The sequence below is a fragment of the Stenotrophomonas sp. YJH_SMC_127 genome (genome assembly GCF_059372445.1).
The window spans coordinates 225,609-252,177 of record NZ_JCAFVO010000003.1; the positions used below are offsets into that span (position 1 = coordinate 225,609).

At 67.7% G+C, this 26,569-nt stretch carries 24 protein-coding genes; 11 read left to right on the forward strand and 13 right to left on the reverse strand.

Annotation, left to right across the window (positions count from 1 at the left end):
* The first annotated feature begins 70 nt into the window (after positions 1-70).
* Complete coding sequence (locus AC5QAB_RS09385; RefSeq protein WP_014646472.1) at positions 71-514, forward strand: VOC family protein; 444 nt, start codon at positions 71-73, stop codon at positions 512-514.
* Positions 511-1,386: a DUF72 domain-containing protein gene (locus AC5QAB_RS09390; RefSeq protein WP_197562126.1), complete on the forward strand. Its 876-nt coding sequence runs from the start codon at positions 511-513 to the stop codon at positions 1,384-1,386. Before AC5QAB_RS09385 ends, AC5QAB_RS09390 begins: the two co-directional genes overlap by 4 nt.
* Here AC5QAB_RS09390 and AC5QAB_RS09395 read toward each other — a convergent pair.
* Entirely contained in the window at positions 1,307-1,921 is a 615-nt protein-coding gene (locus tag AC5QAB_RS09395) for a Pr6Pr family membrane protein (RefSeq protein ID WP_032956806.1), read from the reverse strand. The two genes, AC5QAB_RS09390 and AC5QAB_RS09395, sit on opposite strands and share 80 nt — an antisense overlap.
* Before the next feature lie 79 nt (positions 1,922-2,000).
* Here AC5QAB_RS09395 and AC5QAB_RS09400 point away from each other — a divergent pair, with 79 nt between their 5' ends.
* Positions 2,001-2,948, forward strand: a complete 948-nt coding sequence (locus AC5QAB_RS09400; protein ID WP_014646470.1) for a DMT family transporter — start codon at positions 2,001-2,003, stop codon at positions 2,946-2,948.
* A 30-nt stretch (positions 2,949-2,978) separates the two neighbouring features.
* Here the strand turns inward: AC5QAB_RS09400 and AC5QAB_RS09405 are convergent, their stop codons facing one another.
* The 6 genes from AC5QAB_RS09405 to AC5QAB_RS09430 form a co-directional block, all read right to left on the reverse strand.
* Positions 2,979-4,139 carry an AAA family ATPase gene (locus AC5QAB_RS09405; RefSeq protein ID WP_014646469.1) on the reverse strand — a complete coding sequence of 387 codons (1,161 nt, stop codon included), beginning with the start codon at positions 4,137-4,139 and terminating at the stop codon, positions 2,979-2,981.
* A 142-nt stretch (positions 4,140-4,281) separates the two neighbouring features.
* On the reverse strand, positions 4,282-5,352 hold the full coding sequence (locus AC5QAB_RS09410; RefSeq protein ID WP_495233362.1) for a sensor domain-containing diguanylate cyclase: 1,071 nt from the start codon (positions 5,350-5,352) through the stop codon (positions 4,282-4,284).
* A 144-nt stretch (positions 5,353-5,496) separates the two neighbouring features.
* Positions 5,497-6,219 carry a pseudouridine synthase gene (locus tag AC5QAB_RS09415; protein ID WP_014646467.1) on the reverse strand — a complete coding sequence of 241 codons (723 nt, stop codon included), beginning with the start codon at positions 6,217-6,219 and terminating at the stop codon, positions 5,497-5,499.
* Between the two features lie 34 nt (positions 6,220-6,253).
* Positions 6,254-7,918, reverse strand: coding sequence for a sensor domain-containing diguanylate cyclase (locus tag AC5QAB_RS09420; RefSeq protein ID WP_075075649.1), 1,665 nt, complete (start codon positions 7,916-7,918; stop codon positions 6,254-6,256).
* A 109-nt stretch (positions 7,919-8,027) separates the two neighbouring features.
* On the reverse strand, positions 8,028-10,451 hold the full coding sequence (locus AC5QAB_RS09425; RefSeq protein ID WP_049418832.1) for a putative bifunctional diguanylate cyclase/phosphodiesterase: 2,424 nt from the start codon (positions 10,449-10,451) through the stop codon (positions 8,028-8,030).
* A gap of 218 nt (positions 10,452-10,669) precedes the next feature.
* Positions 10,670-12,607, reverse strand: a complete 1,938-nt coding sequence (locus tag AC5QAB_RS09430; RefSeq protein ID WP_046429684.1) for a DEAD/DEAH box helicase — start codon at positions 12,605-12,607, stop codon at positions 10,670-10,672.
* Positions 12,608-12,873: 266 nt separating this feature from the next.
* Between AC5QAB_RS09430 and AC5QAB_RS09435 the strand changes: the two genes are divergently transcribed.
* On the forward strand, positions 12,874-13,095 hold the full coding sequence (locus AC5QAB_RS09435) for an RNA-binding S4 domain-containing protein (RefSeq protein ID WP_014036469.1): 222 nt from the start codon (positions 12,874-12,876) through the stop codon (positions 13,093-13,095).
* Positions 13,096-13,106: 11 nt separating this feature from the next.
* Here the strand turns inward: AC5QAB_RS09435 and ubiM are convergent, their stop codons facing one another.
* The 4 genes from ubiM to AC5QAB_RS09455 form a co-directional block, all read right to left on the reverse strand.
* Complete coding sequence (ubiM, locus tag AC5QAB_RS09440; protein ID WP_197561983.1) at positions 13,107-14,285, reverse strand: 5-demethoxyubiquinol-8 5-hydroxylase UbiM; 1,179 nt, start codon at positions 14,283-14,285, stop codon at positions 13,107-13,109.
* 79 nt (positions 14,286-14,364) lie between these two features.
* Positions 14,365-14,754, reverse strand: a complete 390-nt coding sequence (locus AC5QAB_RS09445) for an MAPEG family protein (RefSeq protein ID WP_046429692.1) — start codon at positions 14,752-14,754, stop codon at positions 14,365-14,367.
* Between the two features lie 11 nt (positions 14,755-14,765).
* Complete coding sequence (locus AC5QAB_RS09450; RefSeq protein WP_069117380.1) at positions 14,766-15,311, reverse strand: DUF4019 domain-containing protein; 546 nt, start codon at positions 15,309-15,311, stop codon at positions 14,766-14,768.
* Between the two features lie 58 nt (positions 15,312-15,369).
* Complete coding sequence (locus tag AC5QAB_RS09455; RefSeq protein ID WP_197561982.1) at positions 15,370-16,533, reverse strand: COG3904 family protein; 1,164 nt, start codon at positions 16,531-16,533, stop codon at positions 15,370-15,372.
* 471 nt (positions 16,534-17,004) lie between these two features.
* On the opposite strand from AC5QAB_RS09455, the gene AC5QAB_RS09460 reads away from it, so the two are divergent.
* The 3 genes from AC5QAB_RS09460 to AC5QAB_RS09470 all read left to right on the forward strand — a co-directional run bounded on the left by AC5QAB_RS09460 (position 17,005) and on the right by AC5QAB_RS09470 (position 20,326).
* Positions 17,005-18,483, forward strand: a complete 1,479-nt coding sequence (locus tag AC5QAB_RS09460) for a DNA-3-methyladenine glycosylase 2 family protein (RefSeq protein WP_495233363.1) — start codon at positions 17,005-17,007, stop codon at positions 18,481-18,483.
* Complete coding sequence (locus AC5QAB_RS09465; protein WP_197561981.1) at positions 18,480-18,971, forward strand: methylated-DNA--[protein]-cysteine S-methyltransferase; 492 nt, start codon at positions 18,480-18,482, stop codon at positions 18,969-18,971. Before AC5QAB_RS09460 ends, AC5QAB_RS09465 begins: the two co-directional genes overlap by 4 nt.
* 104 nt (positions 18,972-19,075) lie before the next feature.
* Positions 19,076-20,326, forward strand: a complete 1,251-nt coding sequence (locus AC5QAB_RS09470; RefSeq protein ID WP_100449663.1) for an alkaline phosphatase family protein — start codon at positions 19,076-19,078, stop codon at positions 20,324-20,326.
* 130 nt (positions 20,327-20,456) lie between these two features.
* Here AC5QAB_RS09470 and AC5QAB_RS09475 read toward each other — a convergent pair whose 3' ends face one another.
* Together AC5QAB_RS09475 and AC5QAB_RS09480 are read right to left on the reverse strand one after the other, a co-directional pair.
* The gene (locus tag AC5QAB_RS09475) at positions 20,457-20,636 is read right to left on the reverse strand and encodes a 30S ribosomal protein THX (RefSeq protein WP_004150462.1); all 180 of its coding nucleotides are present in this window, start codon (positions 20,634-20,636) and stop codon (positions 20,457-20,459) included.
* A gap of 110 nt (positions 20,637-20,746) precedes the next feature.
* Positions 20,747-21,160, reverse strand: coding sequence for a MerC domain-containing protein (locus AC5QAB_RS09480; protein ID WP_008264835.1), 414 nt, complete (start codon positions 21,158-21,160; stop codon positions 20,747-20,749).
* A gap of 136 nt (positions 21,161-21,296) precedes the next feature.
* Here AC5QAB_RS09480 and AC5QAB_RS09485 point away from each other — a divergent pair, with 136 nt between their 5' ends.
* From AC5QAB_RS09485 to AC5QAB_RS09500, 4 genes are all read left to right on the forward strand, one after another.
* On the forward strand, positions 21,297-23,507 hold the full coding sequence (locus AC5QAB_RS09485) for a TonB-dependent receptor (protein WP_197561363.1): 2,211 nt from the start codon (positions 21,297-21,299) through the stop codon (positions 23,505-23,507).
* Between the two features lie 168 nt (positions 23,508-23,675).
* Positions 23,676-24,125: a hypothetical protein gene (locus AC5QAB_RS09490; protein WP_197561362.1), complete on the forward strand. Its 450-nt coding sequence runs from the start codon at positions 23,676-23,678 to the stop codon at positions 24,123-24,125.
* 201 nt (positions 24,126-24,326) lie between these two features.
* Positions 24,327-24,893 carry a TetR/AcrR family transcriptional regulator gene (locus AC5QAB_RS09495; RefSeq protein ID WP_014646454.1) on the forward strand — a complete coding sequence of 189 codons (567 nt, stop codon included), beginning with the start codon at positions 24,327-24,329 and terminating at the stop codon, positions 24,891-24,893.
* Complete coding sequence (locus tag AC5QAB_RS09500; RefSeq protein WP_197561361.1) at positions 24,893-26,566, forward strand: MFS transporter; 1,674 nt, start codon at positions 24,893-24,895, stop codon at positions 26,564-26,566. The genes AC5QAB_RS09495 and AC5QAB_RS09500 overlap by 1 nt, the downstream gene beginning before the upstream one ends.
* The last annotated feature ends 3 nt before the right edge of the window (positions 26,567-26,569 follow it).

Genomic DNA, 26,569 nt, shown 5'->3' on the forward strand with positions numbered 1-26,569 from the left:
CCGTCACCGGGGTTTCGCGGGATGGTAACGTCCGGCGGCGCATCCTGCCCTGTGCCATAGGAGGGGTGTCATGGGCGAGAACGGCCAACCCAGCAGCGGCTCCACGATCATTCCGTGCCTGCGCTATCGCGACGCGCAGGCCGCCATCGACTGGCTGCAGCGCGCCTTCGGCTTCCATGCCCAGGCCGTCTACGCCGATGGCGATACGGTCTTCCATGCGCAGCTCACCTTCGGCAGCGGCATGATCATGCTGGGCTCGGCCAGCAACCAGAGTGCGTGGAGCAAACACGCTGCCCTGCCTGACGAGGTCGGCGGACGCCAGACCCAGAGCGCCTGCGTGATCGTCACCGATGCCGATGCGCACTACGCGCGGGCCAAGGCCGCCGGTGCCCGCATCGTCATCGACATCGCCGACCAGGACTATGGCGGGCGCGGCTACGCCTGCGCCGACCCGGAAGGCTACCTGTGGTGGTTCGGCAGCTACGACCCGTGGCGCACGGACCACGGCCAGTGACCACGGCCGGCAGGCAGGCAGAGATCCGCTGCGGCATCGGCGGCTGGGTGTTTCCCGAATGGCGCGGCGGTGTGTTCTATCCAGCAGGCCTGCCGCAGCGGGAAGAACTGGCCCACGCCAGCCGTGCCCTGCGCTGCATCGAGATCAACGGCACGTTCTACCGCACGCCAACTGCGGCCCAGTGCGCGCAATGGGCTGCGCAGACACCCGACGGTTTCCGCTTCTCGATGAAGGCGCCGCGCTACCTGGTGCAGCGACGCGACCTGTCCAGCACCGTGGACGCGGCCACACCGTTCCTGCAGGCGTCACTCGCGCTCGGTGACCGGCTCGGCCCATTGCTGTGGCAGTTCGATCCACGGCATCCGGCCGACGCCGAAGCACTGGAACGGCTGATGGCACAGCTGCCTAAGCAGCTGGACGGGGTGCCGCTGCAGCATGCGCTGGAGGTCCGCAACGCCGAGGCACATGGCCCGGCACTGGTCGACGCCGCCCGCCGCCATGGCGTGGCGCTGGTGATCGAGGACAGCGACGAGGCGCCATTGCACGGTGATGTCAGTGCCGGTTTCGTCTATGCGCGGATCAAGCGCAGCCAGGCCCGCTTGAACGAGGGCCTGCCGGCGCCCGTGCAGCAACGCTGGGCCGAACGCGCACGCCGCTGGTCACGCGGTGAACCAGTGGATGACCTGCCCTGCCTGGCCGGGCCCGCTGCGGAGGCCCCGCGCGAGGTCTACCTGCTGTGCATCGGCGCAGGCAAAGCGCGCAACCCGGCGGCAGCGATGGCCCTGCAGCGCCTCATCGACAGCGCCAGCGGTCCAGCCCCCACAGCAGGGTCCACCCCACCACGAACACGCTCGCAACGCGCAGCACGTTGAGCAGGAACGCCGCCAGCCCCAGGCGTTGCAGTTCGAGGAACGGATACGGCGCCTGTCCTGTCACTTCGGCCACCAGCATCGCCCAGCCCAGGTACACCAGCGGTACCAGCAGCACCCCGCCCAGTGCGCGCCAGCGCAGCGCGCCATGCGGCAGCAGCCACCACCACCCCAGCAGGTACAGCGCCGGCACAGCGTAGTGCAGGCCGGCATCGACCCACCATTGCAGCCCGGTGGGTTGCCACAGCCCCTGCAACGCCAGCACGTAGATGCACGCGGTCACCCCGATGCACAACGCGATCGCCGCGGCGACAGTCGCGTTCAGCACACCCGCACGGATCAGCCGGACGCATCCCAGGCACACCGCCAGGTTGCTGAGAATCGTGAAGTAACCAACGAAGCGCAGCGTCGCCATGCCGACCCCGGCAGCCGCCCCGGGGCCATGCAGCAGCAACAGGTATTGCAGCAGCAACGAGGTGGCCGCCATCAGTGCAGTCAGCGCTGCCCATGCACGCTGGGCGGAACGGTTGGCAGCCATTGCGGGGTTCCCCTGGCGAGTTTCCGCGAGCATGCCACAGGCATCGCCGGCGGCCGTGCCATTGCCGCACAATAGGCGGATGAGCACACCCGACACCCGCAAAGCGTTGTGGCAGATTCACTTCTGTGTCCTGCTGTGGGGCGTCACCGCCATCCTCGGCAAGCTGATCACCCTGCCCGCACTGCCGCTGGTGTGGTGGCGCATGCTGCTGGTGACGGCGATGCTGGCGCTGCTGCCGCGGGTCTGGCGTGGACTGCGTACGCTGCCAGTGCGGCTGGTGGCCGGTTATGCCGGCATCGGCGCCCTGGTCGCCCTGCACTGGCTGACGTTCTACGGTGCGGTAAAGCTGGCCAATGCGTCGGTGGCCGCCACCTGCATCGCGCTGGCGCCGGTGTTCACCTCGATCATCGAACCGTGGGTGGCCAAGCGCCCATTCCAGCTGCGTGAACTGGCGTTCGGCCTGGCGGTGCTGCCGGGTGTCGCGCTGGTGGTCGGTGGCGTGCCCGACGGCATGCGCCTGGGTGTGCTGATCGGCGCGATCTCGGCGCTGCTGGTGGCAGTGTTCGGCTCGCTCAACAAGCGCATGGTCAGCCACGCAGATCCGCTCACGGTCACCGCGCTGGAGCTGGGTGCGGGCACCCTCACCCTGACCCTGCTGGCGCCGCTGATGCCCTACCTGCTGCCTGCGCTGGCCAGCCCGTTGTGGGTGGTCCCGGACCTGCACGACGGCATCCTGCTGCTGGTGCTGGCCGGGTTCTGCACGCTGCTGCCGTTTGCCCTGGCCCTGGTCGCACTGCGCCACCTGAGCGCCTACACGGTGCAGCTGGTGACCAACCTGGAGCCGGTCTATGCGGTGGTGCTGGCGGTGGTGCTGCTGCGCGAGCAGCACGAAGTCACCCCGTGGTTCTACCTCGGCGTGGCGATCATCGTAGGCGCCGTGTTCCTGCATCCGCTGCTGAACCGCCGCAAGCCGGTGCAGCATCCGGAGATTCTTGGCACGGCCGAGGCGCGCAACATCGCCGATTGAGTGCATCCACGCATGGCGTGGATGGCCGCATCAACGCTGCGGCCAATGCCAGGCCGGCGCATCCAGCAGGCCCTGCCCGCTCAACAGCGTGCGGCCCTGTTCCTTGTACAGATGCAGCGAATGGCACCCTGGCGCCTGTTCCAGCGCCGCGATCAGCCGGCTGGCGTGCGACACCACCCATACCTGGCTGCGCGCACTGGCTGCGATGATCAGCCGCGCCAGCGCCGGCAGCAGGTCCGGATGCAGGCTGGTCTCCGGCTCGTTGAGCACCAGCAGCGGCGGTGGACGCGGCGTGTGCAGCGCAGCGGCCAGCAGCAGGAAGCGCAGCGTGCCGTCGGACAGTTCGGCCATCGACAAGGGCCGCAGCAGCCCAGGCTGGTGGAAACGCAGCGCCAAGCGTCCATCCAGCTCCTCGAAGCCGACCGTGGCGCCCGGGAACGCATCGTCGACGCTGCGTGCCAACGCCACCGGGTCACCGATCTCGAGGATGGTAACCCAGGCCGCCGCCAGATCCCGGCCGTCGTGATGCAGCACCGGCGTGCGCGTGGCCATCGCCGGTTGCCGCGCCGGGGCATCGGCATCACTGCGGAAATGATCGTAGAAGCGCCAACGCCGGATGTACTCGCGCAGGGCGATGGTTTCCGGCAGGCGCTGCGGATCGCCGACCTGGGTGAACAGGCTGTCGAACAGCGACAACCTGTCATCCACCAGATCCCAGCCGCGCGCATGGCGTTGCCGCACCATCGCTCCACGACGGTCGACCAGCAGGTTGGCGCTGCGCAGGAACGGGCCGGCCCAGATCGCCTCGGCCTTGATCTGCGGGTCCAGTGCGAAGGCCGATCGACTGGGCGGCGGGTAGCCCAGATCGATGGCGTAGCCGAATTCGTCAGTGGCGAAGCCCAGCTTCAATCCCACCGATTCCTGGCGTGGGCCGCCCTGCAGGGGGATCTCGCCGGCCGCAACCCGACGGTCCATCTTTTCCGGACCCGCCCACAGCGCCGAGCCCAGCCCGCCTTCGCGGGCCAGCACCGCCGCGACGCCGCCCTGCGCGGTCTCTGCCAGCAGGCGCAGGGCACGGTACAGGCTGGACTTGCCACTGCCGTTGTCACCGGTCACCACGTTCAACTGCTGCAACGGCAGTACGAGCCCGTGCAGCGAACGATAGTGGGCGATGGCCAGGGTCTGCAGCATGGTCGGCGTCCGGGGAACCAGGGGATCATGCTGCCCGGTTCTGATCGCAGGAGCTGCGACGCGATGTGAATCGGTGACAGCATCCACGCGTCGCGTTGATCTACTGGAGCGGCATCCGTTTACCGCGCGGGTGGCAGATGCTTCAGCCGGCCACTTCCACCCGGTTGCGGCCATTGCCCTTGGCCCGGTACAGCGCCTTGTCGGCACGTGCCAGCGTGTCATCCACGCTTTCACCGGGCTGGTGCTGGGCCACTCCAATACTGATCGTGACCGGGAATCCCAGCGGCAGATCAGCCACGGCCAGGCGCAGGAACTCGCACTGCAGTTCGGCGGTGCGCAGGTCGGTAGCCGGCATCACCGCCACGAATTCCTCGCCGCCATAGCGCGCGGCCATGCCGCGACCGGCGAAATGCGAACGCAGCAGCGCGCCCAGTTCGGCCAGCACGCGGTCACCGGTGGCGTGGCCCTGGAAATCATTGATGTGCTTGAAATGGTCGATGTCCAGCAGCGCGACGCAGGCCACCCCGGGCTGGTCTCCGTTCACCGCCACCGCCTCTTCCAGCGCTGCCGCCATCGCACGGCGGTTCGGCAGGCCGGTCAACGCGTCGGTGCGGCTCTGCTCGGCCAGGTCGGCATTCTGCGCGAGCAGCACGTCCTGGTACTCAGACAGCAGTCGCTCGTAGTCATCGCGCTCCAGCATGTGTTTCTGGATGTCGAGCGCGAAGCGGCGCAGTTCCATCACCAGCATCACCTGCCGCGACAGCGCCGCCAGCGCTTCAGCCTTGTCGCTGGCCAGGTGCTGTGGCTGCGCATCGAATACGCACAGCGTGCCCAGCGGCAGGCCATCGGAGCTGATCAGAGGCGCGCCCGCATAGAAGCGGATGTGCGGATCGCCCACCACCACCGGATTGTCGTGGAAGCGGATGTCCTGCAGCGCGTCCTCGACCACCATGACCTGCTGCGGTTGCAGGATCGCGTGGCCGCACATCGATTCGCTGCGCAGGTTTTCTGCCGCATCGATGCCCTGGATCGACTTGAACCATTGCCGCTCGACGTCGATCAGGGTCACCGCCGCCATCGAGGTGCCGCAGACCGCCTTGGCGATCACCACCAGGTCGTCGAAGGATTTTTCACGCTCCGAATCGAGGATACGGTAGCGGTACAGCGCCTCAAGCCGAAGGGCTTCATTGGCAGGCTTGTCGGGCTTGATCATGCAGCGTCACGTTCCGGCAGGTCACCGCGAAGTCTAGCTGATGCCGGTGCGTAATCCGCACAACGGGTAGTGCCGGCCGCTGGCCGGCATCCCGCGCTCATTGGATGCCTGGTGCGGCCGGCCAGCGGCCGGCACTACCGCGCGTTACCAGTCCAGCTGCCTCGGCAGCAGGCCCTGCAGCTCCTGCTCGGTCAGGTTGCGCCACTGGCCCGGCTTCAGCGCACCGATCTTGATGTTGTCGATGCGCACGCGACGCAACTGGGTCACCCGATAGCCGAACTCGGCCGCCATCAGGCGGATCTGTCGGTTCAGGCCCTGCTGCAGGGTGATGCGGAAACCGAACTTGGCGATGCGCGAGGTCTTGCACGGCAGCGTCATCTGGTCGTGGATGCGAACGCCACGGGCCATGCCACGCAGGAACTCGTCGGTGACCGGCTTGTTCACCGCCACCAGGTACTCCTTCTGGTGGCCGTTCTCGGCGCGCAGGATCTGGTTGACGATGTCGCCGTTGCTGGTCATCAGGATCAGGCCTTCGGACTCCTTGTCCAGGCGGCCGATCGGGAAGATGCGCTGTTCATGGCCGACGAAGTCGACGATGTTGCCCTTGACCGAGGTCTCGGTCGTGCAGGTGACGCCGACCGGCTTGTTCAGCGCGATGTAGACATGGCGGCGGGCACCGGGCTTGCGGGCCACGCGCGCGCGCAGCGGCTGGCCGTCGACCAGCACCTGGTCTTCCTCGCCCACCACCGCGCCGGTGCCGGCCGGATGGCCGTTGACGGTGACCCGGCGGGCGGCGATCAGGCGATCGGCCTCGCGGCGGGAGCAGAAGCCGGTGTCGGCGATATGTTTGTTGAGTCGGGTGGTCATCGCCCTATTATCCGGCATCCCCGCCCGCTGCGCTTCATGCCGGAGGCGGCGGATCGAGTTCTTCGCCGTCGAATACCCGGTTGCGGCCGGCACGCTTGGCCACGTACATGGCGTGGTCGGCCCGGCGCAGCAGCGCGGCGAGATCGTCCTCGCCCGGCCGCCACTGCGCCAGGCCGATGCTGGCGGTGACCTCCAGACCGGGCACCTGCAGCGCCCGAGCCGCCTCGGTGAGGTGCTGGCGCAGGCGATCCAGGCGCGCCGATGCCGCCTCGCGCGGCATGCCCGGCATCAGCAGCAGGAACTCTTCGCCACCCATCCGCACCACCTGGTCCTGGCTGCGGACCGCGGCACGCAATGCACGTGCCACCGCCACCAGTACCTGGTCACCCACGGCGTGGCCATGGCGGTCATTGATGTCCTTGAACAGGTCGATATCGAGGAAACCGATCACCAGCGGGCCGCGCTCGCGATCGACCCGCTCCAGGTGCCGTGCCAGCTGCTGCAGCCCGGCACGGCGGTTGGGCAGCCCGGTCAGGCCATCGGTCTCGGCCAGCTGGCGAAGTTCATCGCGCTGCTGGCGCAGGCGGCCCAGCCGCTGGTTCAGCGCATAGGCAGCCATCATCAGCAGCCAGGTCACCGACAGTTGCAGTGCCTCCACGCGGTACTCCAGCAACCACGCAGCGCGGCAGGCGTCTGCCAGGATCAACACCAGCATCGGTGCCAGCGCCGCCAACCCCGCCTGCGCCCAGCGGTCGCCGCGCAGCCATGCCCACACCCCGGCCATCAATGCCAGGCCGCAGCCCAGCAGGTAGGACACCTGCAGGCCCTGCGCCACCCAGGCCAGGCTGTCCCGCTGCAGCCAGGGCACCCACGCGGCCAGCGCCAGCAATCCCCACAGCGCCAGCAGCTGCATCGGGCGCGATCGCGGCAGCAGGCGGTCGCCGCCGTTCAGTCGCCACAACGCGGGCAGCACCAGCGCCTGGGATGCAGCGGTCAACGACAGCAGCCACCACGCGCTGCGCTCACCCACCGGCAGCCATGGCTCGGGGTAGCCGCTCAGCCCGCCGAGAATGGCCTGCCACAGCACCAGCACGGTGGTACCGGCGATGTAGACCAGGAAACTGCGGTCGCGGGTGGTAAGGAAGGCCATCAGGGCCGACAACGCCAGTGCGATTGCCACGGCGATGCAGGCCGCGCGCACCAGCAGGCGGGCGGTATCGTTCTGCTGCACGGGACTGGGCGCGCCCAGCCGCAGGGTCGGTACCCAGCGCGCCTTCAGCGGCGTCTGCCATGACACCAGGAACGGTTCATGGCTGCCCGCCGGCGGCACCGCGACCAGGCCGATGCCTGCGCGGAACCGGGAATCACGGGTACGGGCATCGTGCATGTTGCCGCAGATTTCGCGATCCCCATGCTGCACGCGGACTTCGCCCGCGAACACATTGAACACGTCCAGTGCCTGCGGCTGGCCCGACCAGCCGCCCGCTGGCGCGGACACCTGCACCTGTTGCCGTGGCCCCGCCAGCATCTCCGGCGTGCATGCGCGATGCGGGGTGGGTTCATCGGTCGCCGCACCGACCAGCAGGTAGTCACGCCCGGCTTCGGCTACAGCCGCCGACAGCGGCCACGGCATTGCCAACCACACCAGCAGCACGACCAGCACCGCTCCCGTTCCGTACTGCCCCTGCCTGCCGCCCACGCCACGTCCTGTTCCTGCTTACGCCCGCGCCCACTGCGCGTCGCCCCTGCCGGGCATTATCGCAGCCGCGGCTGCAGCCCACGTGTAGACCAAAGTCGCCGACGGGCGTTCAGCCAGCGGCGGGCGGACCTTTCACCGCCACCAGGCGCACCGGCCGCAGGTCGGCCAGGGTCATCCGCTCCAGCGGTTGCGGCCGCTCGACCGCATAACCCTGCAGGCCCTGCACCCCAAGCCGGGTCAGCGCGGCGGCGACGTCGGCAGTCTCCACCCATTCGGCCACCACCTCCATCTGCAGCTCGCGCCCCAGTTCACTGATCGCGCGCACGGTGGCATGGCTGACCGGATCGGTATCCATGTCGCGCACGAAGGCCCCGTCGATTTTCAGGATGTCGGCCGGCAGCTGGCGCAGGTAGCCGAACGAGGACAGCCCGGAACCGAAATCGTCCAACGCCATCCGGCAGCCACGCGCCTTCACTGCATCGATGAAAGCACGCGCCTGGCTGAGGTTGCTGATCGCAGCGGTCTCGGTGATCTCGAAGCACAGCTTGGAGGCCAGCGCGCGGTTGCGCTCCAGCAGGTCGCAGACGAAGGCGAGGAAGCCGGGCTCGGCGATCGACTGCGCCGAAACGTTGACATTGCACAGGCCCAGCTGCCGCACGTGTGCCGGGCACACCTGCAGGTGCCGGAACAGCAGGCCAAGCACGTGCCGGTCCAGCGCCACGGCCATGCCATAGCGCTCCACCGCCGGCATGAACTGGCCCGGCAGGTGCAGGCTGCCATCGCTGCCACGCATGCGCACCAGTACCTCGTAGTGCAGGTAGGAGGGATCGCCGACGCGGGCGATGCGCTGCGCATACAACACCATGCGGTTTTCGGCCATGGCCAGGCTGACGCCCTGCAGCCGCTCGGCTTCCTGGCGCCGTTCCTCCAGCGCCATGCGGTTCTCGTTGAAGCAGTGCACGCGGTTGCGGCCGGCCTGCTTGGCCGCATAGCACGCGCTGTCGGCGGCGCTCATCAGCCAGTTCACATCCGGCGCATCGGCGCTGACCTCGACCACGCCGATGCTGCAGCTCAGCTGCGGGCTGCCTTCGCTGACCGGGAACGTCGCCTGCCCCAGGTTGCGGATTACCCGCTGCAGCACGCGCTTGGCCTCGTCCTGCCCGGCATGGGCCAGGAACACGGCGAACTCGTCCGCGCCCAGCCGGCCCACCCAGTCACCATCGCGCACCGCCGCCACCAGGTAGTCGGCGAAGCTGCGCAGCATCTGGTCGCCGGCGGCGTGACCGAAGCTGTCGTTGACCAGCTTGAAATGGTCCAGGTTGATGTAGCACAGCGCGTGCGTGCCACCTTCGCTGCGCACCTGCAGCAGCGCGCGTTCCAGCAGCCGTTCGATCTCGCGGCGATTGATCAGGCCGGTCAGCGGGTCGTGGCTGGCGTGGTGCTCGATCTCGCGCGCCAGTGCATGGTTCTGGCTGACGTCTTCGATGATGGCGAACACCGACAGGCCACCGCCGGTGCTGCGCACGCCGGTGCCGCTCCAGCGGCCCCAGACAAGGCTGCCATCGCGACGGCGGAAGCGCAGTTCGCTCGGGCGCAGCTGGCGGTCCCAATCGATGCGGCCCACCCCATCGATGACCAGCTCGCCGTCCATCAGCAGGTCGCCCAGCGACAGCTGCAGCAGCATGTCACGACGATGGTCGAGGATATCGGCCATCGCCTGGTTGGCCTCGATCACCTTGCCTTCGGCATCGAGCTTGAGCATGCCGACGTTGGCCTGGTAGAACGCCGCGCGGAAACGGCTCTCGTGTTCGGTCAGGTCCTTGCCGACGCGGCGCGCCAGGGCGACCGCCATCAGGCTGATCGCCAGCACCGACAGGCCCGCCACCATCAACGTGGCCAGCCTCACCAGCGTCGCCATCCGCAGCAGCGCCTGCGAGAACGCCTGGCTCTGCACCTTCATCCGCTGGTCCAGGTCACGCAGCTGCTGCAGGTAGTGGTCGCGTGCGGCAACGGGCACCAGGTTGCCGTCGTGCCGCAGCTGCAGTTCATCGATCAGTCGCTGCAGCGCCATCAGGTCGCCATCGGTCTGCCGCCACAACGCGCTCGCTTCGCGGAATGCACCGATGTCGCGCGCGTAGCGGAACGAGAACACCAGGCGTGGGATGTCGGCACGCGCATTGCCGCCCTGCAGGAAGCCCTGCCTGGCCTTCTCCTCGTCCGGTTCGGCCTGTTCCAGCGCCAGTCGCGCCTGCAGATCGCCCAACGGCACCTGCAGGGCCTGGCGTGCGTCGTCCAGGTCCTCGGCATCGCCACGCGCCAGGTAGCGACTGAGTGCGGCGGTGGCATCCTGCTGGCCACGCGACCAGTAGCCCTGGCCGGCGATCCAGGCAGTGGAGGCCGCCTGCAGTTCCTGGATCAGGGCGGACAGTGCGACCAGTCCGATCGCCATGCCGGTCAACAACGCAAATCGCAGTCCCAGCCCCCGGGTCATCGGCACCCGCCGGCTGTGTTGGTCCGTGCCACTCCTACCCATCCCGGATCCCCCTGAATGTGCTGCGGTGACAACCTCCTTAGGAACCGGCTCAGCCTAGGACCGGCAATGTGTGGGCCATGCGAAAAAGGGGACGGAGGGGATTAAGTCGTTCTTGGCACAGGCGCATGGCCAGCCAGATACGACTTAATCCCCTCCGTCCCCTTTTTCTGTCCGCCGGCCCGGGGGCTGGCGGTGGTGTGGACGGCTGCGGGTGCGGCTTAGAAGCTGCGCGGGCCGCGCGGCTTGAAGCCGTCACGACGCGGCGGGCGACTGTCGCGGTCACCGCCGCGGTCGCCACCATGGCCGCCCGGGCCGCCACGACGCGGGCCACCCGGACCGCCCGGGCCACGCTTGTCGAAGCGCGGCTTGAACGGGCGCGGGGCCGGGTTGGTGTCTTCACCCGGAGCCAGCGCACGCATCTGCAGCTGCTGGCCGGACACCCAGACCTTCTGCAGGTGCGACAGCACGTCCGGCGGCATCTGTGCCGGCAGGTCCAGCAGCGAGAAGTCGTCGTGGATGTCGATGCGGCCGATGAAGCGGCTTTCCAGGCCGGCTTCGTTGGCAATGGCGCCGACGATGTTGGCCGGCTTCACGCCATGCTGGTGACCGACCGAAATACGGTAGGTCTCCATGCCCTGCTCCGGTGCACCACGCGGCGGAACCTCACGGCGCGGACGCTGTTCAAAACCACCTTCGGCGTCGTCACGGCGCGGCCCACGCTCGAAGCGCGGACCCCGTTCGTTGCGGTCGAAGCGATCACCACGTTCCGGGCGGTCACCACGGTCGAAGCGCTCGCGCGGTGCGCGCTCTTCGCGCGGGGCACGCACCGGCGGCTGCAGCAGGAACGGGGTATCGCCCTGCAGCAGCTTGGCCAGCGCGGCAGCGATCTCGATGGCCGGCACGTTCTGCTCGTTCTCGAAGCGCTCCAGCAGCTGGCGGTAGAAGTCCAGGCCACCGGCGCCGAGGGTTTCGCTGATGCGCGAGGTGAACTTGTTGATGCGGGTGTCGTTGACCGCTTCCACGCTCGGCAGCTGCATCTCTTCGATCGGCTGGCGGGTGGCGCGCTCGATCTGGCGCAGCATGCCCTTCTCGCGCGGGGTGGCGAACAGGATCGCCTCGCCGCTGCGGCCGGCACGACCGGTACGGCCGATGCGGTGCACGTAGCTTTCGGTGTCGTACGGGATGTCGTAGTTCAGCACGTGGCTGATGCGCTCCACGTCCAGGCCGCGCGCGGCCACGTCGGTGGCGACCAGGATGTCCAGCTTGCCTTCCTTCAGCATGGCGATGGTCCGCTCACGCTGGGCCTGCTGCATGTCACCGTTGATGGCGGCAGCGGCCAGGCCACGCGCCTGCAGCTTGCTGGCCAGTTCTTCGGTGCCGGCCTTGGTCCGCGCGAAGATGATCATCGCGTCGAACGGCTCGACTTCCAGGATGCGGGTCAGCGCGTCCAGCTTGTGCATGCCGCTCACCCACCAGTAACGCTGGCGGATGTTGGCCGAAGTAGTGGTCTTGGCCGCGATGGTCACTTCCACCGGGTCCTGCAGGTAGGTCTGCGCGATGCGGCGGATCTGCGGCGGCATGGTGGCCGAGAACAGGGCCACCTGGCGCTGCTCCGGCAGCTTCTTCAGCACCGCTTCGACGTCGTCGATGAAGCCCATGCGCAGCATTTCATCGGCTTCGTCCAGCACCAGCGTCTTCAGCTCGGACAGGTCCAGGGTGCTGCGGTCCAGGTGATCGATCACGCGGCCGGGGGTACCGACCACGATATGCACGCCGCGGCGCAGGGCCGACAGCTGCTGGCCGTAGGGCTGGCCGCCGTACACCGGCAGCACGCGGAAGCCGGGGATCTTCGACGAATAGGACTGGAACGCCTCGGCAACCTGGATGGCCAGTTCGCGGGTCGGCGCCAGGATCAGGGCCTGAGGCTTGATCTGCTGCAGGTCGATGTTGGACAGTACCGGCAGTGCAAAGGCAGCGGTCTTGCCGGTACCGGTCTGGGCCTGGCCCAGCACGTCGCGGCCTTCCAGCATCGCCGGGATGGTGGCGGCCTGGATCGGCGACGGGGTTTCGTAGCCGATGGCGGTGACGGCCTGCATCACGGGCTCGGACAGGCCGAGCTGCGCAAACTGCAGCGGCGCTTGGGAATCTTGGGACATGGGGAACTCCGAAGGCACTGCCGTCTTCCTGGCAGTGCGATAAAAAAGGTGATGGTCCGCGCTTTGGGCGCCCTTCTTATCGCGTGCCCTGGCGCTGCTCGGTCGGAGGAGATTTCACTCGCTCAGAGCGGAATGATACCGCATTGATGCTGAACGAGGCATACAGCTTTCCTCACAGATGCCGTCGGGCCCGTGCTGGCGCACAATACGCGCCCTCTTCCCGGCCCGGCCGCTGGCCTGCGCCCTCTTCCCAGGAACCCCGCTCCATGCAGATTCTCGAATTCGACCTCGACGGTGACTACGTCGAACTCAAGCAGCTGCTCAAGCTGGCCGATCTGGTCACCAGTGGCGGCGAGGCCAAGATGGTCATCAGCGAGGGCCAGGTACGGGTGGACGGGGAAGTGGAACTGCGCAAGGCCTGCAAGATCCGCGCAGGCCAGGTGGTCGAATTCGCCGACAGCCAGATCCGGGTGCTGGCTGCAGGCTGATCTGAAGCTGTTCAGGCCACGCGCTGGGTCAGGTGCGAGGCAATCAGCTGCCTGAACGGTGCCACGCCCTGCGCCAGGCGCAGGCCGGCCGCACGCAGCAGGCGCGCCGGGCGACGGTCGTCGGTGTACAGGCTGGCGATCGCATTGGTGGCCTCGTACAGCGGCCGCGACGCCAGCCGATGACCACGCTGGTAACTGGCCAGCATGCCGGCGGCGGCAATGTCGGCACCACGGCGCTGCTGCGCGACGATGCCCTGCGCCAGCCGCTGTGCGCTGGCCAGGCCCAGGTTGAAGCCATGCGCGGTGACCGGATGCATGCCGACTGCGGCATCGCCGATCAGCGCAGAACGCTCGCCGACGAAGCGATCCGCGTACACACCCACCAGCGGATATGCCTGCGGCGTGGCCACCGGCTGCATCCGGCCCAGGCGGTGTTCGAAGCAGGCACTGATGGCCTCACCGAAGGCCACCTCGTCCATCGCCAGCAACGCCTCGATCTGCCGCGGCGGCAGCGTGATCACCGCCGATGCCTGGCCCTCGTTGAGCGGCAGCAGCGCCATCGTGCGGCCGTAGCCGAACCACTCCCAGGCGGTGTGGTGATGGTTGCGCTCGACCTGCATGCGGCACACCAGCATCGACTTGCCGAAGTCGCGCATCTGCGCACCGATGCCGAGTATGCGGCGGGTGGCGGAGAAGCGGCTGTCAGCGGCCACCAGCAGCCGCGCATGCAGTTGGCTGCCGTCATCGAGTTTGACCACGTGGCCTTGCGCATCGGCCTGCACGCCCAGCACCTTGCGCCCGTCGAACAGCTCCAGGCCGTCCTGGCCCTGCACGGCATCCCACGCGGCGCGACGGATCAGATGGTTGGGTACCAGCCAGCCCAGCGGCTGGCCGTCGACCTGGCTGCTGGCGAAGGTCAGCGCGAACGGCGAGCCGCCGTTCATCACCCTGGCATCGCGCAGATCAGCAATTTCAGCGTGCGGCAGGCGCTGCCACAGCCCCAGCTGCTCCATGCTCTGCCGCGAGGCATGGGTCAACGCGATCTCGCGGCCATCAAAGGCGGCCTCGGCCAGCGCCTGGCGCGGCTGCACTTCGACCAGCCCGACCTGCAGCCCGCTGCCGGCCAGCGCGCGCGCGAAGCACAGACCTGCCGGTCCGGCGCCGACCACCACCACGTCCATCCTGCGCATGCGCGCCTCCTGCCGTTGATCCAATCCGCGCCAGCATAGCGCCGCGCGCCTGAGCGGCCTTGATCTGGATCAGGCCGACTTACAGAAGTGCGAACACCAGCGCCAGGATCGACAGCAGCGACACCAGCCACACCAGGCTGCGCACGTAGGGCACGCCTGCGGCGTACAGGGGCAGATAGACCACACGCGCCCAGAAGTAGGCCTGCGCCGCCAGTGCAGTGGTGTCGTTGCCGCGACCGGCCACGACCACTGCGATGGCGGCGGCGGCGAAGAACGGAAACGTCTCCAGGAAATTGGCCTGCGCACGCTGCAGGCGACCGGCCAGCGGGCTGAGCGGCTTTGCATCGCCATCGCGTGCCGAAGCATTCCACTTCATCCCGCGCTCGCGGGTGACCACCGTGGAGGTGGCGAAGATGTACACGAAGCCCAGCAGTACCGACCAGGCCAGCATCGTCAGTTCAGTTGCCATCATTCACCTCCTCAGGGTGCCGACGCGCGCAGGCTGTAACCGGCCAGGCGCCACACCTGGTCCTCGTCGAAACGGAACGAGACCAGCTCGCGCACCGGCTGTGCGCTGTTGGCGAAACGGGTCGGGAAGCTGACGTTGATGTACAGCCCTTCCGGCACTGCTGCACCGGCGCTGTACTTGACCCGGGTGATGGTCGGCTGGCCACGCCCGGCCAGCGCACCCAGGCGCGTGCGCTCGGCGGCCAACTGGCTGACGAAAGCGGCCTTCGGCACCGCACGACGCGCGACGGCCGAAGCGCCATCCCACAATTCGCCGGCGCGGTTGGCGTCGACCAGTTGCGCTGCCTTCACTGCGGCGGCGCCCATTTCCGCGTCCTGTTTCTGCACCTGCGCCTGTTGAGCAGCGGTCAACGCAGGGGAACCGGCGGTAGCGGGCTTCGCAGCTGCCGGCGAGGCTGGTGCCGGGCGTGCCGGGGCCGGTGCAGGCGTGGCCGGCGCAGGGGCCTGCGCCAACACGGTCAGGGGCAGCAGGGACAGCAGCAGGAACGCGCGCTTCATGGACACCGCCGGTTTTCTGGAGAGAACCGCAGTCTACGCCAGCGCGGTGACTACGCCGTCAGCGTGCCGGAGCGTTGCCCTCCACCGCTGCCGCATCAGCTTGCGCGGCGGGCGCGGCGGTGTTCGCTGGCGGCTGCTCGGCCACCGGCGGCGGCTCCGACGGTGCCGGTGGCAGCGTCGCCACATCGATCTCCGACAGCGGGCTTTCGTCCGGGCATACCGCATCCGGGAAACCGAAGCGCTGCTTCAGGGCCTGGCCGCAGCTGTTGATCGATTCCATGTCGGCGCCGTCGCGCTTGCACTGCTGGTCGAAGGCGATCAGGAACGCGTCCTTGCGCTGCACGAAGTCATCGCCGCAGGCGCGCATCTGCTTGATCCGTTCCAGATCGTCCTGCACCGCGTTGGTGCCATCCAGGCCGTACTGGCGCAGCTCATCCGGCGTCAGCAGGCGCAGGCTGCGATTGGGCACGGTCATCATCAGATCGGCCACGCCCACCGCCACGCCATTGCGCTGCAGGTAATCCTTCACGTTGTCGTAGACTTCGTGCAGCTCGCGGTTGAGCTCGGCGCGCGAGGTGGCCTTGGAGCTGATCCGCATCATGCGGTGGATGCCGACCTTGCCCGACAGCAGGCGGTTGTCACCGGCAGCCAGCACGAACACGCAGGCGCTGTGGCAGATGGAGCCTTCGCGCACCCAGATGGTCCAGCCCGATTCACCGATGCTGTCACCGGCCACGATCGCCGACTCCACCTGGCCACCACTGGAGTCCAGGTCGAGGATGCGCTTGTGGATCTTCAGTTCGTCAGCGACCACCGCCAACCGCCACATCATTTCGGCGAAGCCCGGATTGATCTTGCCGGCGTAACGCACGCGCATCAGCCCACGCTCGGCACACGGCGCCAGGGCCTGGGTGATCTGCTCGCGCTGCAGCCCTTCCAGTTCGGCACCGTCGCCGGCATCGCCCGCATATTCCGTGCTGCAACTGACCCACGCACGCCCATTTTCCAGCTGCGCCTGCGGCCACGGCCGACCCGCCTGGCTGCGCGGTGGTGCCGGTGCCGGTGGCGCGTCGGCGGCATTGATCGAAACCATGTTCTCGCCATCACTGGCCGGCGCCCGCGCTGCCTTGTCGGCAGCGGTCACGTTGCCCGGATTCTCCAGCTGACTGCAGCCCGCCAGGGCCAGGCACAACAGGGGCAACCAGCGGAATTTGGCGAACATCGGGCAACCGGGATTCATGGGACCAAGAGCCACAGTCTACCCGTCCAGGCCGCGCATTCAGCGCGTGGCACTGAACCCCTTCTGACCCTTGGGAAAGCGTGTCGACCAAGGTCGACACCTACCAACAGCCTCAGGAACCTGTCGAAGGCGTGGTGGGTCCGGTGGCAGGGGTGCGAGCGGCATGGATGCCGTGACCAAGTCCCCAGGGGTGAGGGCGCTTTGCTTGCGAAGCACTGCTTCGCAAGCGCCCGAACGCACAGCCGCCAGCGGCTGGGCCGGTCTGGGGGGTTAACGGCGTCCCCTGCCACCGGACCCACCACGCCATCCCACAGGAATCCCGCTTCTGCTGTTGCTGTTGCCGGCCAGCGGCCGGCACTACCGCGGGTCCGGGCGCAGCCCGGCGTGACCCCCTTCAGCATCCATGTCCGAATGTGGCGAGTATCCCCGCCCGCACCCGCCTAGACTGCCGCCATGGACACCGCCCTCGCCCTCGACACCGCCGCCTGCGACCGCGCCCGCCTGGCCCGCGACGCACGTTTCGACGGCGTGTTCTTCACCGCCGTGCGCAGCACCGGCATCTATTGCCGCCCGGTCTGCCCCGCACCGCCCCCGAAGCCGCGCAACATCACCTACTACCCGACCGCCGCTGCTGCCGCCGCCGCCGGCTATCGCCCGTGTCTGCGCTGCCGCCCGGAGCTGGCACCACAGGCCCAGCAGGCACTGGCCGGGCAGACCGTACAGCGCGCCCTGGCCCTGATCCACGGCGGCTTCCTGCAGGAGCAGCCGGTGGCCGATCTTGCTACGAAGCTCGGCCTCAGCGCGCGCCAGCTGCAGCGCCTGTTCGTCGAACGCCTGGGTGCGACGCCCGGGCAGATCCACGCCACCCATCGCCTGCTGCTGGCCAAGCAACTGCTGACCGAGACCACGCTGGCGGTGACCGACGTCGCACTGGCCGCCGGATACAACAGCCTGCGCCGCTTCAATACCGCATTCCTGCAGGGCTGCGGCATGGCCCCCACCGCACTGCGCCGCCAGCATCAACCGCTGGCCGCCGACGATGGCGGCCTGGTGTTGCGCCTGGGCTACCGTCCGCCGCTGGACTTCCCGCGCATGCTGGCGTTCCTGCGCAAGCGCAGCCTGCCCGGCATCGAGCTGATTGGCGAGGACAGCTATCAGCGCGTGCTGGGCACGCCGGAGCGCCCCACCCTGCTGCGCGTCACTGCCGACCCGAAGCGCCCGGAGCTGCGCCTGCAGCTGGGTGCGGTGGATCCGCGCCTGATCCCGGACATCGTGCGCCGCGTGCGTCGCGTGTTTGATCTGGATGCCGACCTGCAGCAGGTGCACGCCGCATTGGGCGAGGAACCCTTGCTGGCGCGCGGTATCGCCGAACGCCCCGGGCTGCGCGTGCCCGGCGGCTGGGATGGCTTCGAAGTGGGCGTGCGCGCCGTGCTCGGCCAGCAGGTTACTGTTGCCGCCGCCACCACCTTCGCGCGGCGGCTGGTCGATGCCTATGGCGCGCACCTGCCGGGCATGTCGTCCGACTTTGATCGCCAGTTCCCGGCACCCGAGGTATTGGCCGAGGCGCCTCTGGAATCAATCGGCCTGCCGCGCAGCCGCGCCGCGACCGTGCGTGCACTGGCCACCGCCTGCGCCAGCGGCCAGCTCGACTTCGGGCCCGGCCAGGCGCTGGAAGAGTTTGTTGCCCGCTGCGTGGCACTGCCCGGCATCGGCCCATGGACCGCGCAGTACATCGCTTTGCGTGGCCTCGGCCAGCCCGATGCCTTCCCGGCCGGCGATCTTGTACTGCAGCAGGTCATCGGCCACGCGCAGGGCCAGCGCCTGAGCGAACGCGCAACCGAAGCGCGCTCGCAACCGTGGCGTCCCTGGCGCGCCTACGCCGTGCTGCACCTGTGGCACCTGTCCGGCACATTCGTTGGAGAACCGACATGACACTGTTGTTCGATCGTTTCGACAGCCCGATCGGCGTGTTGACCATCGCCGGCGACGAGCGTGGCGTGTCACACGTGCTGTTCCCGGAGAACCGCCACCCCGCGCGCGGGCGTGATGACTGGCATTACGCACCGGATGCCTTGCCGGAAGCACGCGAGCAGCTGCTGCAGTTCCTGCACGGCGAGCGCAACAGCTTCGACCTTGTGCTGGCGCCGCGTGGTACGCCGTTCCAGCTGCGCGTGTGGCAGGCGCTGGCGCTGATTCCGTTCGGCCAGACCTGGAGCTACCTGCAACTGGCGCAACACCTGGGACAGCCCAGCGCGACCCGCGCGGTGGGCGCGGCCAACGGGCGCAACCCGTTGCCGATCATCCTGCCCTGCCACCGCGTGATCGGCAGCAACGGTGCACTGACCGGTTTCGGCGGTGGCCTGGAAACCAAGGCCGCGCTGCTGCGGCTGGAACAACGCCAGGCCCCGCTGTTCGCCTGAACATCGGGGTCAGATCCCTTTTCCCGTGGAAAAGGGATCTGACCCCGGGCGATCCTGGCGCGTCATGTCTTGGGCCGGTAATTGCACCGGCTTATCATGCACGGATGACTTCCGTACGCCTGACCTGTTCGCTGGCGCTGCTGCTGCCATTGGCTGCCTGCACCACTGCGCCTGCCCCTACCGCCTCCGTTCCCACGTCCGTCGCATCGGCCGCACCGCCGAAGCTGCTGCTGATCTCCATCGACGGCCTGCGCGCCGATGCGCTGGACCGCGGGCTGACCCCGAACCTGCAGCGGATGATCGACGGCGGCGTGCGCGCCCGCTGGATGACACCGTCCTATCCTTCCCTGACGTTTCCCAACCACTACACCATCGTCACCGGCCTGCGCCCGGACCACCATGGCATCGTCAACAACAGCATGGACGATGAAGCGCTGGGCCGTTTCGAGCTGAGCAACCGCGAGGCCGTCACCACCAGTGCCTGGTGGGGCGGTGAACCGATCTGGGTCGGCGCCGAGAACGCCGGCGTGCGCACCGCCACGACGTCGTGGCCGGGCAGTGAATCGGAAATCCGTGGTGTGCGCCCCAGCCAGTGGCGCATCTACGACGGCAAGGAACCGCTGGAGCAGCGTGCCGGTATCGTGCTCGACTGGCTGGCACAGACCGACGCCGATGCCCCGCGACTGACCACGCTGTACATGGAGCACGTGGACAAGGCCGGGCACAACTACGGCCCCGGGTCGAAGCAGTACGCCGACGCCATCGCACGCGCCGACCTGATCGTCGGCCAGGTGCTCGACGGCCTGCAGCAGCGCGGCCTGGTCGCCACCACCAATGTGATCGTGGTGTCCGACCACGGCATGGCCAGCGTCGCCGACGGCCACGTGATCGCCACCGAATCGATGGCCGACCCGTCCATCGCGCGCAACGTCAGCCAGGGCCAGTCGGTGGGTTTCGCGCCAGTGGCCGGTCGTGAGGCTGAGGCCGAACGCGCCCTGCTCGGCCGCCATGCGCACTACGAGTGCTGGAAGAAGGAGAACCTGCCGGCGCGCTGGCACTACGGCACGCATCCGCGGGTTCCGGCCATCGTCTGTGCGATGGATGAAGGCTGGGATGCGCTGCACCGCGAGAAGATCGCCAAGCGCGCGAAGCAGGACCGTGGCTCGCACGGCTACGACAATGCCCTACCGTCGATGCGTGCGGTGTTCGTGGCCAGCGGCCCGTCGTTCCGCCAGGGCCTGGTGATCGACGGCTTCGACAATGTCGACGTCTACCCGCTGCTGGCCCACCTGCTGCAGGTGCCGGCCGCGCCGAACGATGGCAATCCGGAAACGCTGAAGCAGACCCTGCGCTGAATTCCCTGTAGAGCGAGCCCATGCTCGGCTGCATTACGCCAGCCGAACATGGGCTCGGCCCTGCAGGAACGCGCATAAAAAAACGCGGCGCCAGGCGCCGCGTTTTCCTTGGACCGGTCGGTCGGCCTGATCAGGCCTTGGCGACGGCCTTCTTCGCCACGGCCTTCTTCGCCGGAGCCTTGGCCACGGTCTTCTTGGCAACCGGGGCGGCGGCGCCTACGGCGACCTTGCTCGCGGTGTGCGAACGGGCGTTGCCGTAGCTGGCGTTGTAGCGCTTGCCCTTGGCGGTCTTGCGGTCACCCTTACCCATGTCTTCAACTCCTCAAGTGTGAAATCTGGTTACCCCGTACTGACACGGGTTCGGCGGGGCCGCCTTGCTGGGCGCCCCCGCGCACGATCGGAAATCCTATCACGGCGTGCCTAGTGCGCGCAGCTTGCGTCGTGCACGTGGCCGTGGTTGAGGCGCAGGTTGACCAGGTGGGCAACGCCCACCAGCAGGCCGCCGATGGTCATCACCACCGCATGCGGCACCGCATTGTGGTGCAGCGGGTCGTACAGCACGCCGGCCCACAGCGCGACCAGGCCGGGGATCAGGAAGCCGAGCGCACGCAGCGCACCGTGGCGGCGATAGCCCCAGACCAGGCTGAACAGCCCGAGCAGGGTCACGAACACCACCAGCGCCTGTTCCACGCCATCGCTCAGCCAGAACGACAGGCCCAGCGACGGCGCCGCCGCCAGCAGCACGGGGATCACCGCGCAATGCACTGCGCACAGCATCGAACCAGTGGCACCGAAACGGTCGAGCAGGTGGCGCAGGCGTGAGGACAGGGACATGACTTCCAGCAGGGTCGGCGAATCGTTATGGAATAATATAACATCCCTCTCCGAACCGCACGGTTTCCCCTCCCCCTGTCCCCTCGACGGGATTCGTGCGCCCTGCGATTGATACATTGTAACAAAGGACCTGCCCATGCCCGCCCACACCCCTCGGCTCAAGCCGCATTCCCTGGCCCTGGCCCTCGCCGCCCTGTTGCCGTCCGTCGCCTTTGCAGCCGGCCAGGACACCTCCCACCGTGACCGCCACCTGACCGAACTCTCCTCGGTACAGGTCACCGCGTCGCCGCTGCAGGGCGATGCCGAATCCCTGGCGCGCCCGGTGGACGTGCTGGCCGGTGAGCGCCTGGACGAGCAGAAGGCCGGCACCCTGGGCGATACCGTGGCCAAGCTGCCCGGCGTACAGAGCACCTTCTTCGGCCCCGGCGTCGGCCGCCCGATCATCCGCGGCCAGGAAGGCCCGCGCGTTGCCGTGCTGTCCAATGGCATGGGCAACATGGACGCCTCCACGGTCAGCGCCGACCATGCCACCAGCATCGAGCCGTTCCTGGCCGACCAGATCGAAGTGCTGAAGGGTCCGGCCACGCTGCTGTTCGGCAGCGGCGCCATCGGTGGTGCGGTCAATGTGGTGGATGGCCGCATCGCGCGCGAACTGCCGGAGCGCCCGCTCAGCGGCCGCGCCGAGCTGCGCGGCAACTCGGTGAACAATGAGCGCAGCGGCATGTTCCGCCTCGATGGTGTCAGCGGCAATGTCGTGCTGCACGTGGATGGCCTGGTGCGCAATGGCGACGACTACCGCATTCCCGGCTACGCGGTGATCGACAGCCTTGAAGACCACCATGACCACGATCACGACCATGATCACGATGCAGCCGAGGGCGAAGAACCGCGCCGCGGCCGCCTGGACAACAGTTCGATCCGCACCCGCGCCGGCGGCGTCGGCGCAACGTGGCTGGGCGACGGTGGTTACTTCGGTGTGTCGGCCAGCACCTATCGCACCAACTACGGCATTCCCAACGGCGCGCACGTGCATGCCGATGGTGATGACCATGGCCATGACCACGGTCACGACCACGGCGATGAAGAGGAAGGCGGCGACGAGCATGACGTGCGCATCGACATGGTGCAGAACCGCTTCGAGACCAAGGCCGGCATCTACAACCCGGTCTCGTTCCTGAAGAACATCAACGCACGCGTGGCTTACACCGACTACGAGCACGTGGAGCTGGAGGCCGGCACGCCGTCGACGCGCTTCACCAACCGTGGTATCGAAGCGCGCCTGGAAGCCGTGCAGCAGCAGATCGGCGGCTGGGACGGCGCGTTCGGCCTGCAGTTCGGCAACAGCGATTTCGGCGCCAAGGGCGAAGAGGCGTTCGTACCGGATACCGGCACCAGGAACATCGGCCTGTTCGTGCTGCAGGAAAAGCAGTTCGGCCCGTTCAAGCTGGAACTGGGTGGCCGCCACGACCAGGTCAAGCTGGACCCGACCGGTGACTACCGTCGCCGCACGTTCGGTGCCACCAACCTGTCTGCCGCCGGTATCTGGAAGCTCAACGATGCCGTTGACCTGCGCATCGGCGTGGACAGCTCAGAGCGTGCACCCACCAACGAAGAGCTGTACGCCGCCGGCGCGCACATCGCCACCCGCTCGCTGGAGATCGGCGACGCCAACCTGAAAACCGAGCGCGGCCAGCGCGTCGAACTGGGCATCCATACCCACAGCGATCGCCTGGACTTCTCCGCGTCGGTCTACCAGACGAAGTTCAAGGACTTCATCTACCTCGCCGACACCGGTGTTACCGAAGGCCTGCCGGTCCGCGCCTGGACCCAGCAGGACGCGGTGTTCCGCGGCGCCGAGGCCGAAGCGCTGGTGCACCTGTTCGAGGGTGGCGCCGGTGACTGGGATCTGCGCCTGTTCGGTGACTATGTGAAGGCCAAGCTGGATGGCAGCGGCAGCCGCAGCCTCGACATCGCCGTACCGCACGGCGACCACAACCACAATTACAACGTGGAGCTGGCCAACACCGGCTACCTGCCGCGTATCGCCCCGGCCCGCGTCGGTGCCGACCTGCGCTGGTCGAAGGACGGCTGGCGCGCCTCGGTCGGTGCGGTGCGTTACAGCCGCCAGAAGGACGTTGCCCAGAACGAAGCCCCGAGCGACGGCTACACCCTGGTCGACGCGCATCTGGCCTACCGCTGGGATCGCAACGCGGGCAACAGCTACGAGGTGTTCCTGGATGGCAGCAACCTGACCAACCGCGAAGTGCGCCCGCATACCTCGCTGCTGCGCGACTACTCGCCGCTGCCGGGCCGCGGCGTCGCATTCGGGATCCGCGCGTTCTTCTGATCTGCCTACGCCGTCGGAACATTACCTGAGGGGGCCGAAAGGCCCCCTTTTTTGTCGTATATGGCATGAACTGGTAGAAGCGGCGCACTACCGACGCGTCACCATCTGCTACGCGGCTAGACTCAGCCCGGTGTCAATCCAATAGATAAACTGAGCGGAAACATTTGCATGGCCCTGAGTCTCGATGCCGAACTGGAAGAACGCTTCCTTGCAATCGCCAAACGCGGGAGAACCGCTTGGCTGGCCGGCGACATTGCGGAGGCAGAGCATCGCTTCCTTGAAAGCTGGGACATGATTCCGGAGCCGAAATCTGCTTATGACTACGGCCAGATTACATCGTATGGAATAGCTGTCTTCTATCGCGATACCGCTCAGTTTGAGAACGCCAGAGCGTGGGCGATGGTCGCCAGAGGCATCTATGGAGAGGGCGAAGGCGCGACCGAGTACATGGACGAACTCGCCGCTACCATCCAGTTCGAGTCCGGAGACCTGGATGGGGCCTACACACTATTTGAACCGCAGTACCGGAAGTACGGCCGTCGTGTCTTTGAGGGCCACAAGAAGGGGTTCATTGATTTCATCAAGAGCAGGAAGAAAACTGGAAAGGTGGATCAGTGAGCTGCTAGCCAGCTCCCATCCGCTCCAGATACTCATCCACGCATGGCGTGGATCTACCGCCCCCTCCGGGAGCCAGGGGGTTCCTGCGTATCGCCGCGACACCATCACGCATCCGTCACAAAGATGTGCGTACGACAACAAGCGGACAATCCCGTCACTCAAAGTCTCGCCAATCGGACACTTTTGTCCGAAAATAATTCCATGACCGCTCAACGTGCCGATGCAGCTGCCCGCCGTGCCCTCATCCTCGACGCCGCCGATCATGTCTTCGGCCAACATGGCGTCACCGCCCCGCTGGATCTGGTGGTCGAACGCGCCCAGGTGGGCCGCGCCACCCTGTACCGCAACTTCCCCGACCGCACCGCGCTGATCCAGGCGCTGCTGCAGCGCACGGTCGACCGCATCCGGCGTCAGGTCGAACAGCTCGGCGACCGTGACGACGCCCTGTTCGAGGTGTTCGAGGGCATGGCCCAGCGCATCATCGATTCACCGGCGCTGGCCGATTACTGGCGTGCGGTTGATTCGGACGTGCCGTCCATGCGCGCCGCGCGCGAGACCGTGCGCGACCTGCTGGAGGAACCGATCGCGCGCGCCAAGGCCGCCGGGCTGTGCCGTGACGACCTGGAAAAGACGGATATTTCACTGATCTCGGGCATGCTGGGTGCGGCCCTGCGCGGCAAGACCCGCGACGAGCGCGCCCAGTTGGCCGGGCGTGCCCTGCAGCTGCTGCGTGGGGGTCTCCAGGGAGCTGCCAGCGAGGCCCGTTGATGGTCCAGCCGTATCTGAAGCCGGTTCCGGATTGGGAGGAGCATGAGAAGCCGACCATGCCCGGCTCGGCGTCGATGCCCTGGCACCCGCCGTACCGGCGCGCGGCCTATGCGCTGGTATCGTTGCTGGTGGCGATCACCGGCGGCCTCGGCAATGCGCTGGTCACCGCCAACCTGCCGTTCCTGCAGGGCCAGCTGGCGCTCACTCCGACCCAGGGCAGCTGGCTGGTGGCCGCGTATGCGATGGTGAATGTCACCGCCAACCTGCTGGCCTTCAAGTTCCGCCAGCAGTACGGCATCCGCCTGTTCGCCGAGATCGGCCTGGGCATGTATGCGGCGCTGGCGGTGCTGCACCTGTTCGTCGGCAGCTTCGAGACCACGATGCTGACCCGAGCCGCCAGCGGCTTCGCGGGTGCGGCCTGTTCTACGCTGGGCACGCTGTACATGCTGCAGGCGTTGCCACGGCGGTTCACCGGCAACCTGCTGGTGATCGGTGTCGGCCTGTCGCAGCTGGCGGTGCCGATTGCCTGGATCGTGTCGCCGGGCCTGGTCGATACCGGCCAATGGCACCAGCTGTACTCCTTCGAAGCCGGCCTGGCCCTGTGCGCGTTCGCGGCAGTGGTGGTGCTGAAGCTGCCGCCCGGCATCCAGGTGAAAGCCTTCGAGCCACTGGACTTCCTCACTTTCGCCCTGCTCGCGCCGGCGGTCGCGCTGCTGGTGATCGTGCTGGCGCAGGGCTACACCCGCTGGTGGCTCAACACCCCATGGCTGGGCTGGGCGCTGGTCGCCTCGATCGTGCTGTCCACCACCGCCTTCATCATCGAACACTACCGGCGCAATCCGCTGCTGCAGATCCGCTGGCTGTCGAAGTTGCCGGTGCTGCACTTCATCGTCGGCGCGTTCCTGATCCGCTTCCTCACCACTGAGCAGTCCTACGGCGTGGTCAACCTGATGCGCACGCTGGGCATGGGGCCTGACCAGATGCGGCCGTTGTTCGTAGTGATCCTGGCCGGGGTGATCGTCGGCATCGCCGGCGCCTCGCTCACCTTCGGACCGAAGCGGCTGATCGCGCAGCTGCTGATGGCGATCCTGCTGCTGGGCGCCGCCGCGTTCTTCGACCAGCACCGCACCAGCCTGGACCGGCCGCACGACTTCTACGCCAGCCAGTTCCTGGCCTCGGTCGGTGCCGGCATGTTCATGGGCCCGCTGATCATGCTCGGCATCTCCGCCGCGTTGAAACAGGGCGTCGACCACATGATCACCTTCCTGGTGACGCTGTCGATCACGCAGACCCTGGGTGGCCTTGCAGGTTCGGCGGTGCTGGGGACCTTCCAGCTGCATCGCGAGCAGCTGTATTCCAGCGCGCTGACCAGCCAGCTCGATCCGGCCGATCCGGTGGTCGCGCAACGGCTGCGCATCCAGCAGCAGCTGTACGCTGCGCAGATCACCGACCCGGTGCTGCGCAGTGCGCAGGGCAGCGCGCAGTTGGCGCAGACCACGCGCCGCGAAGCCAACGTGCGTGGCTTCAATGACGTGTTCACGCTGAGCGGCTGGCTGGCGATCGGCTTCCTGTGCTGGTTGCTGCTGCTGTCGCTGCGCACCGCCGTGCTCAAGCAATGGCGCAAGCGCCACCCCGCCCTTTCCACCGCGTCCACGCCGGCCGCGTCCCGTTGAGTC

Bases quoted from the DNA above. Each gene is read 5' to 3' on its own strand.
- AC5QAB_RS09470 (WP_100449663.1), top strand. From the start codon at position 19,076: ATGACTTCCGTACGCCTGACCTGTTCGCTGGCGCTGCTGCTGCCATTG.
- AC5QAB_RS09435 (WP_014036469.1), top strand. From the start codon at position 12,874: ATGCAGATTCTCGAATTCGACCTCGACGGTGACTACGTCGAACTCAAG.
- AC5QAB_RS09500 (WP_197561361.1), top strand. From the start codon at position 24,893: ATGGTCCAGCCGTATCTGAAGCCGGTTCCGGATTGGGAGGAGCATGAG.
- AC5QAB_RS09385 (WP_014646472.1), top strand. From the start codon at position 71: ATGGGCGAGAACGGCCAACCCAGCAGCGGCTCCACGATCATTCCGTGC.
- AC5QAB_RS09475 (WP_004150462.1), bottom strand. From the start codon at position 20,636: ATGGGTAAGGGTGACCGCAAGACCGCCAAGGGCAAGCGCTACAACGCC.
- AC5QAB_RS09425 (WP_049418832.1), bottom strand. From the start codon at position 10,451: ATGGGTAGGAGTGGCACGGACCAACACAGCCGGCGGGTGCCGATGACC.
- AC5QAB_RS09400 (WP_014646470.1), top strand. From the start codon at position 2,001: ATGAGCACACCCGACACCCGCAAAGCGTTGTGGCAGATTCACTTCTGT.
- AC5QAB_RS09430 (WP_046429684.1), bottom strand. From the start codon at position 12,607: ATGTCCCAAGATTCCCAAGCGCCGCTGCAGTTTGCGCAGCTCGGCCTG.
- AC5QAB_RS09410 (WP_495233362.1), bottom strand. From the start codon at position 5,352: ATGATCAAGCCCGACAAGCCTGCCAATGAAGCCCTTCGGCTTGAGGCG.
- AC5QAB_RS09450 (WP_069117380.1), bottom strand. From the start codon at position 15,311: ATGAAGCGCGCGTTCCTGCTGCTGTCCCTGCTGCCCCTGACCGTGTTG.
- AC5QAB_RS09395 (WP_032956806.1), bottom strand. From the start codon at position 1,921: ATGGCTGCCAACCGTTCCGCCCAGCGTGCATGGGCAGCGCTGACTGCA.
- AC5QAB_RS09415 (WP_014646467.1), bottom strand. From the start codon at position 6,219: ATGACCACCCGACTCAACAAACATATCGCCGACACCGGCTTCTGCTCC.
- AC5QAB_RS09405 (WP_014646469.1), bottom strand. From the start codon at position 4,139: ATGCTGCAGACCCTGGCCATCGCCCACTATCGTTCGCTGCACGGGCTC.
- AC5QAB_RS09445 (WP_046429692.1), bottom strand. From the start codon at position 14,754: ATGGCAACTGAACTGACGATGCTGGCCTGGTCGGTACTGCTGGGCTTC.
- ubiM (WP_197561983.1), bottom strand. From the start codon at position 14,285: ATGCGCAGGATGGACGTGGTGGTGGTCGGCGCCGGACCGGCAGGTCTG.
- AC5QAB_RS09495 (WP_014646454.1), top strand. From the start codon at position 24,327: ATGACCGCTCAACGTGCCGATGCAGCTGCCCGCCGTGCCCTCATCCTC.
- AC5QAB_RS09455 (WP_197561982.1), bottom strand. From the start codon at position 16,533: ATGTTCGCCAAATTCCGCTGGTTGCCCCTGTTGTGCCTGGCCCTGGCG.
- AC5QAB_RS09465 (WP_197561981.1), top strand. From the start codon at position 18,480: ATGACACTGTTGTTCGATCGTTTCGACAGCCCGATCGGCGTGTTGACC.
- AC5QAB_RS09460 (WP_495233363.1), top strand. From the start codon at position 17,005: ATGGACACCGCCCTCGCCCTCGACACCGCCGCCTGCGACCGCGCCCGC.
- AC5QAB_RS09485 (WP_197561363.1), top strand. From the start codon at position 21,297: ATGCCCGCCCACACCCCTCGGCTCAAGCCGCATTCCCTGGCCCTGGCC.
- AC5QAB_RS09480 (WP_008264835.1), bottom strand. From the start codon at position 21,160: ATGTCCCTGTCCTCACGCCTGCGCCACCTGCTCGACCGTTTCGGTGCC.
- AC5QAB_RS09490 (WP_197561362.1), top strand. From the start codon at position 23,676: ATGGCCCTGAGTCTCGATGCCGAACTGGAAGAACGCTTCCTTGCAATC.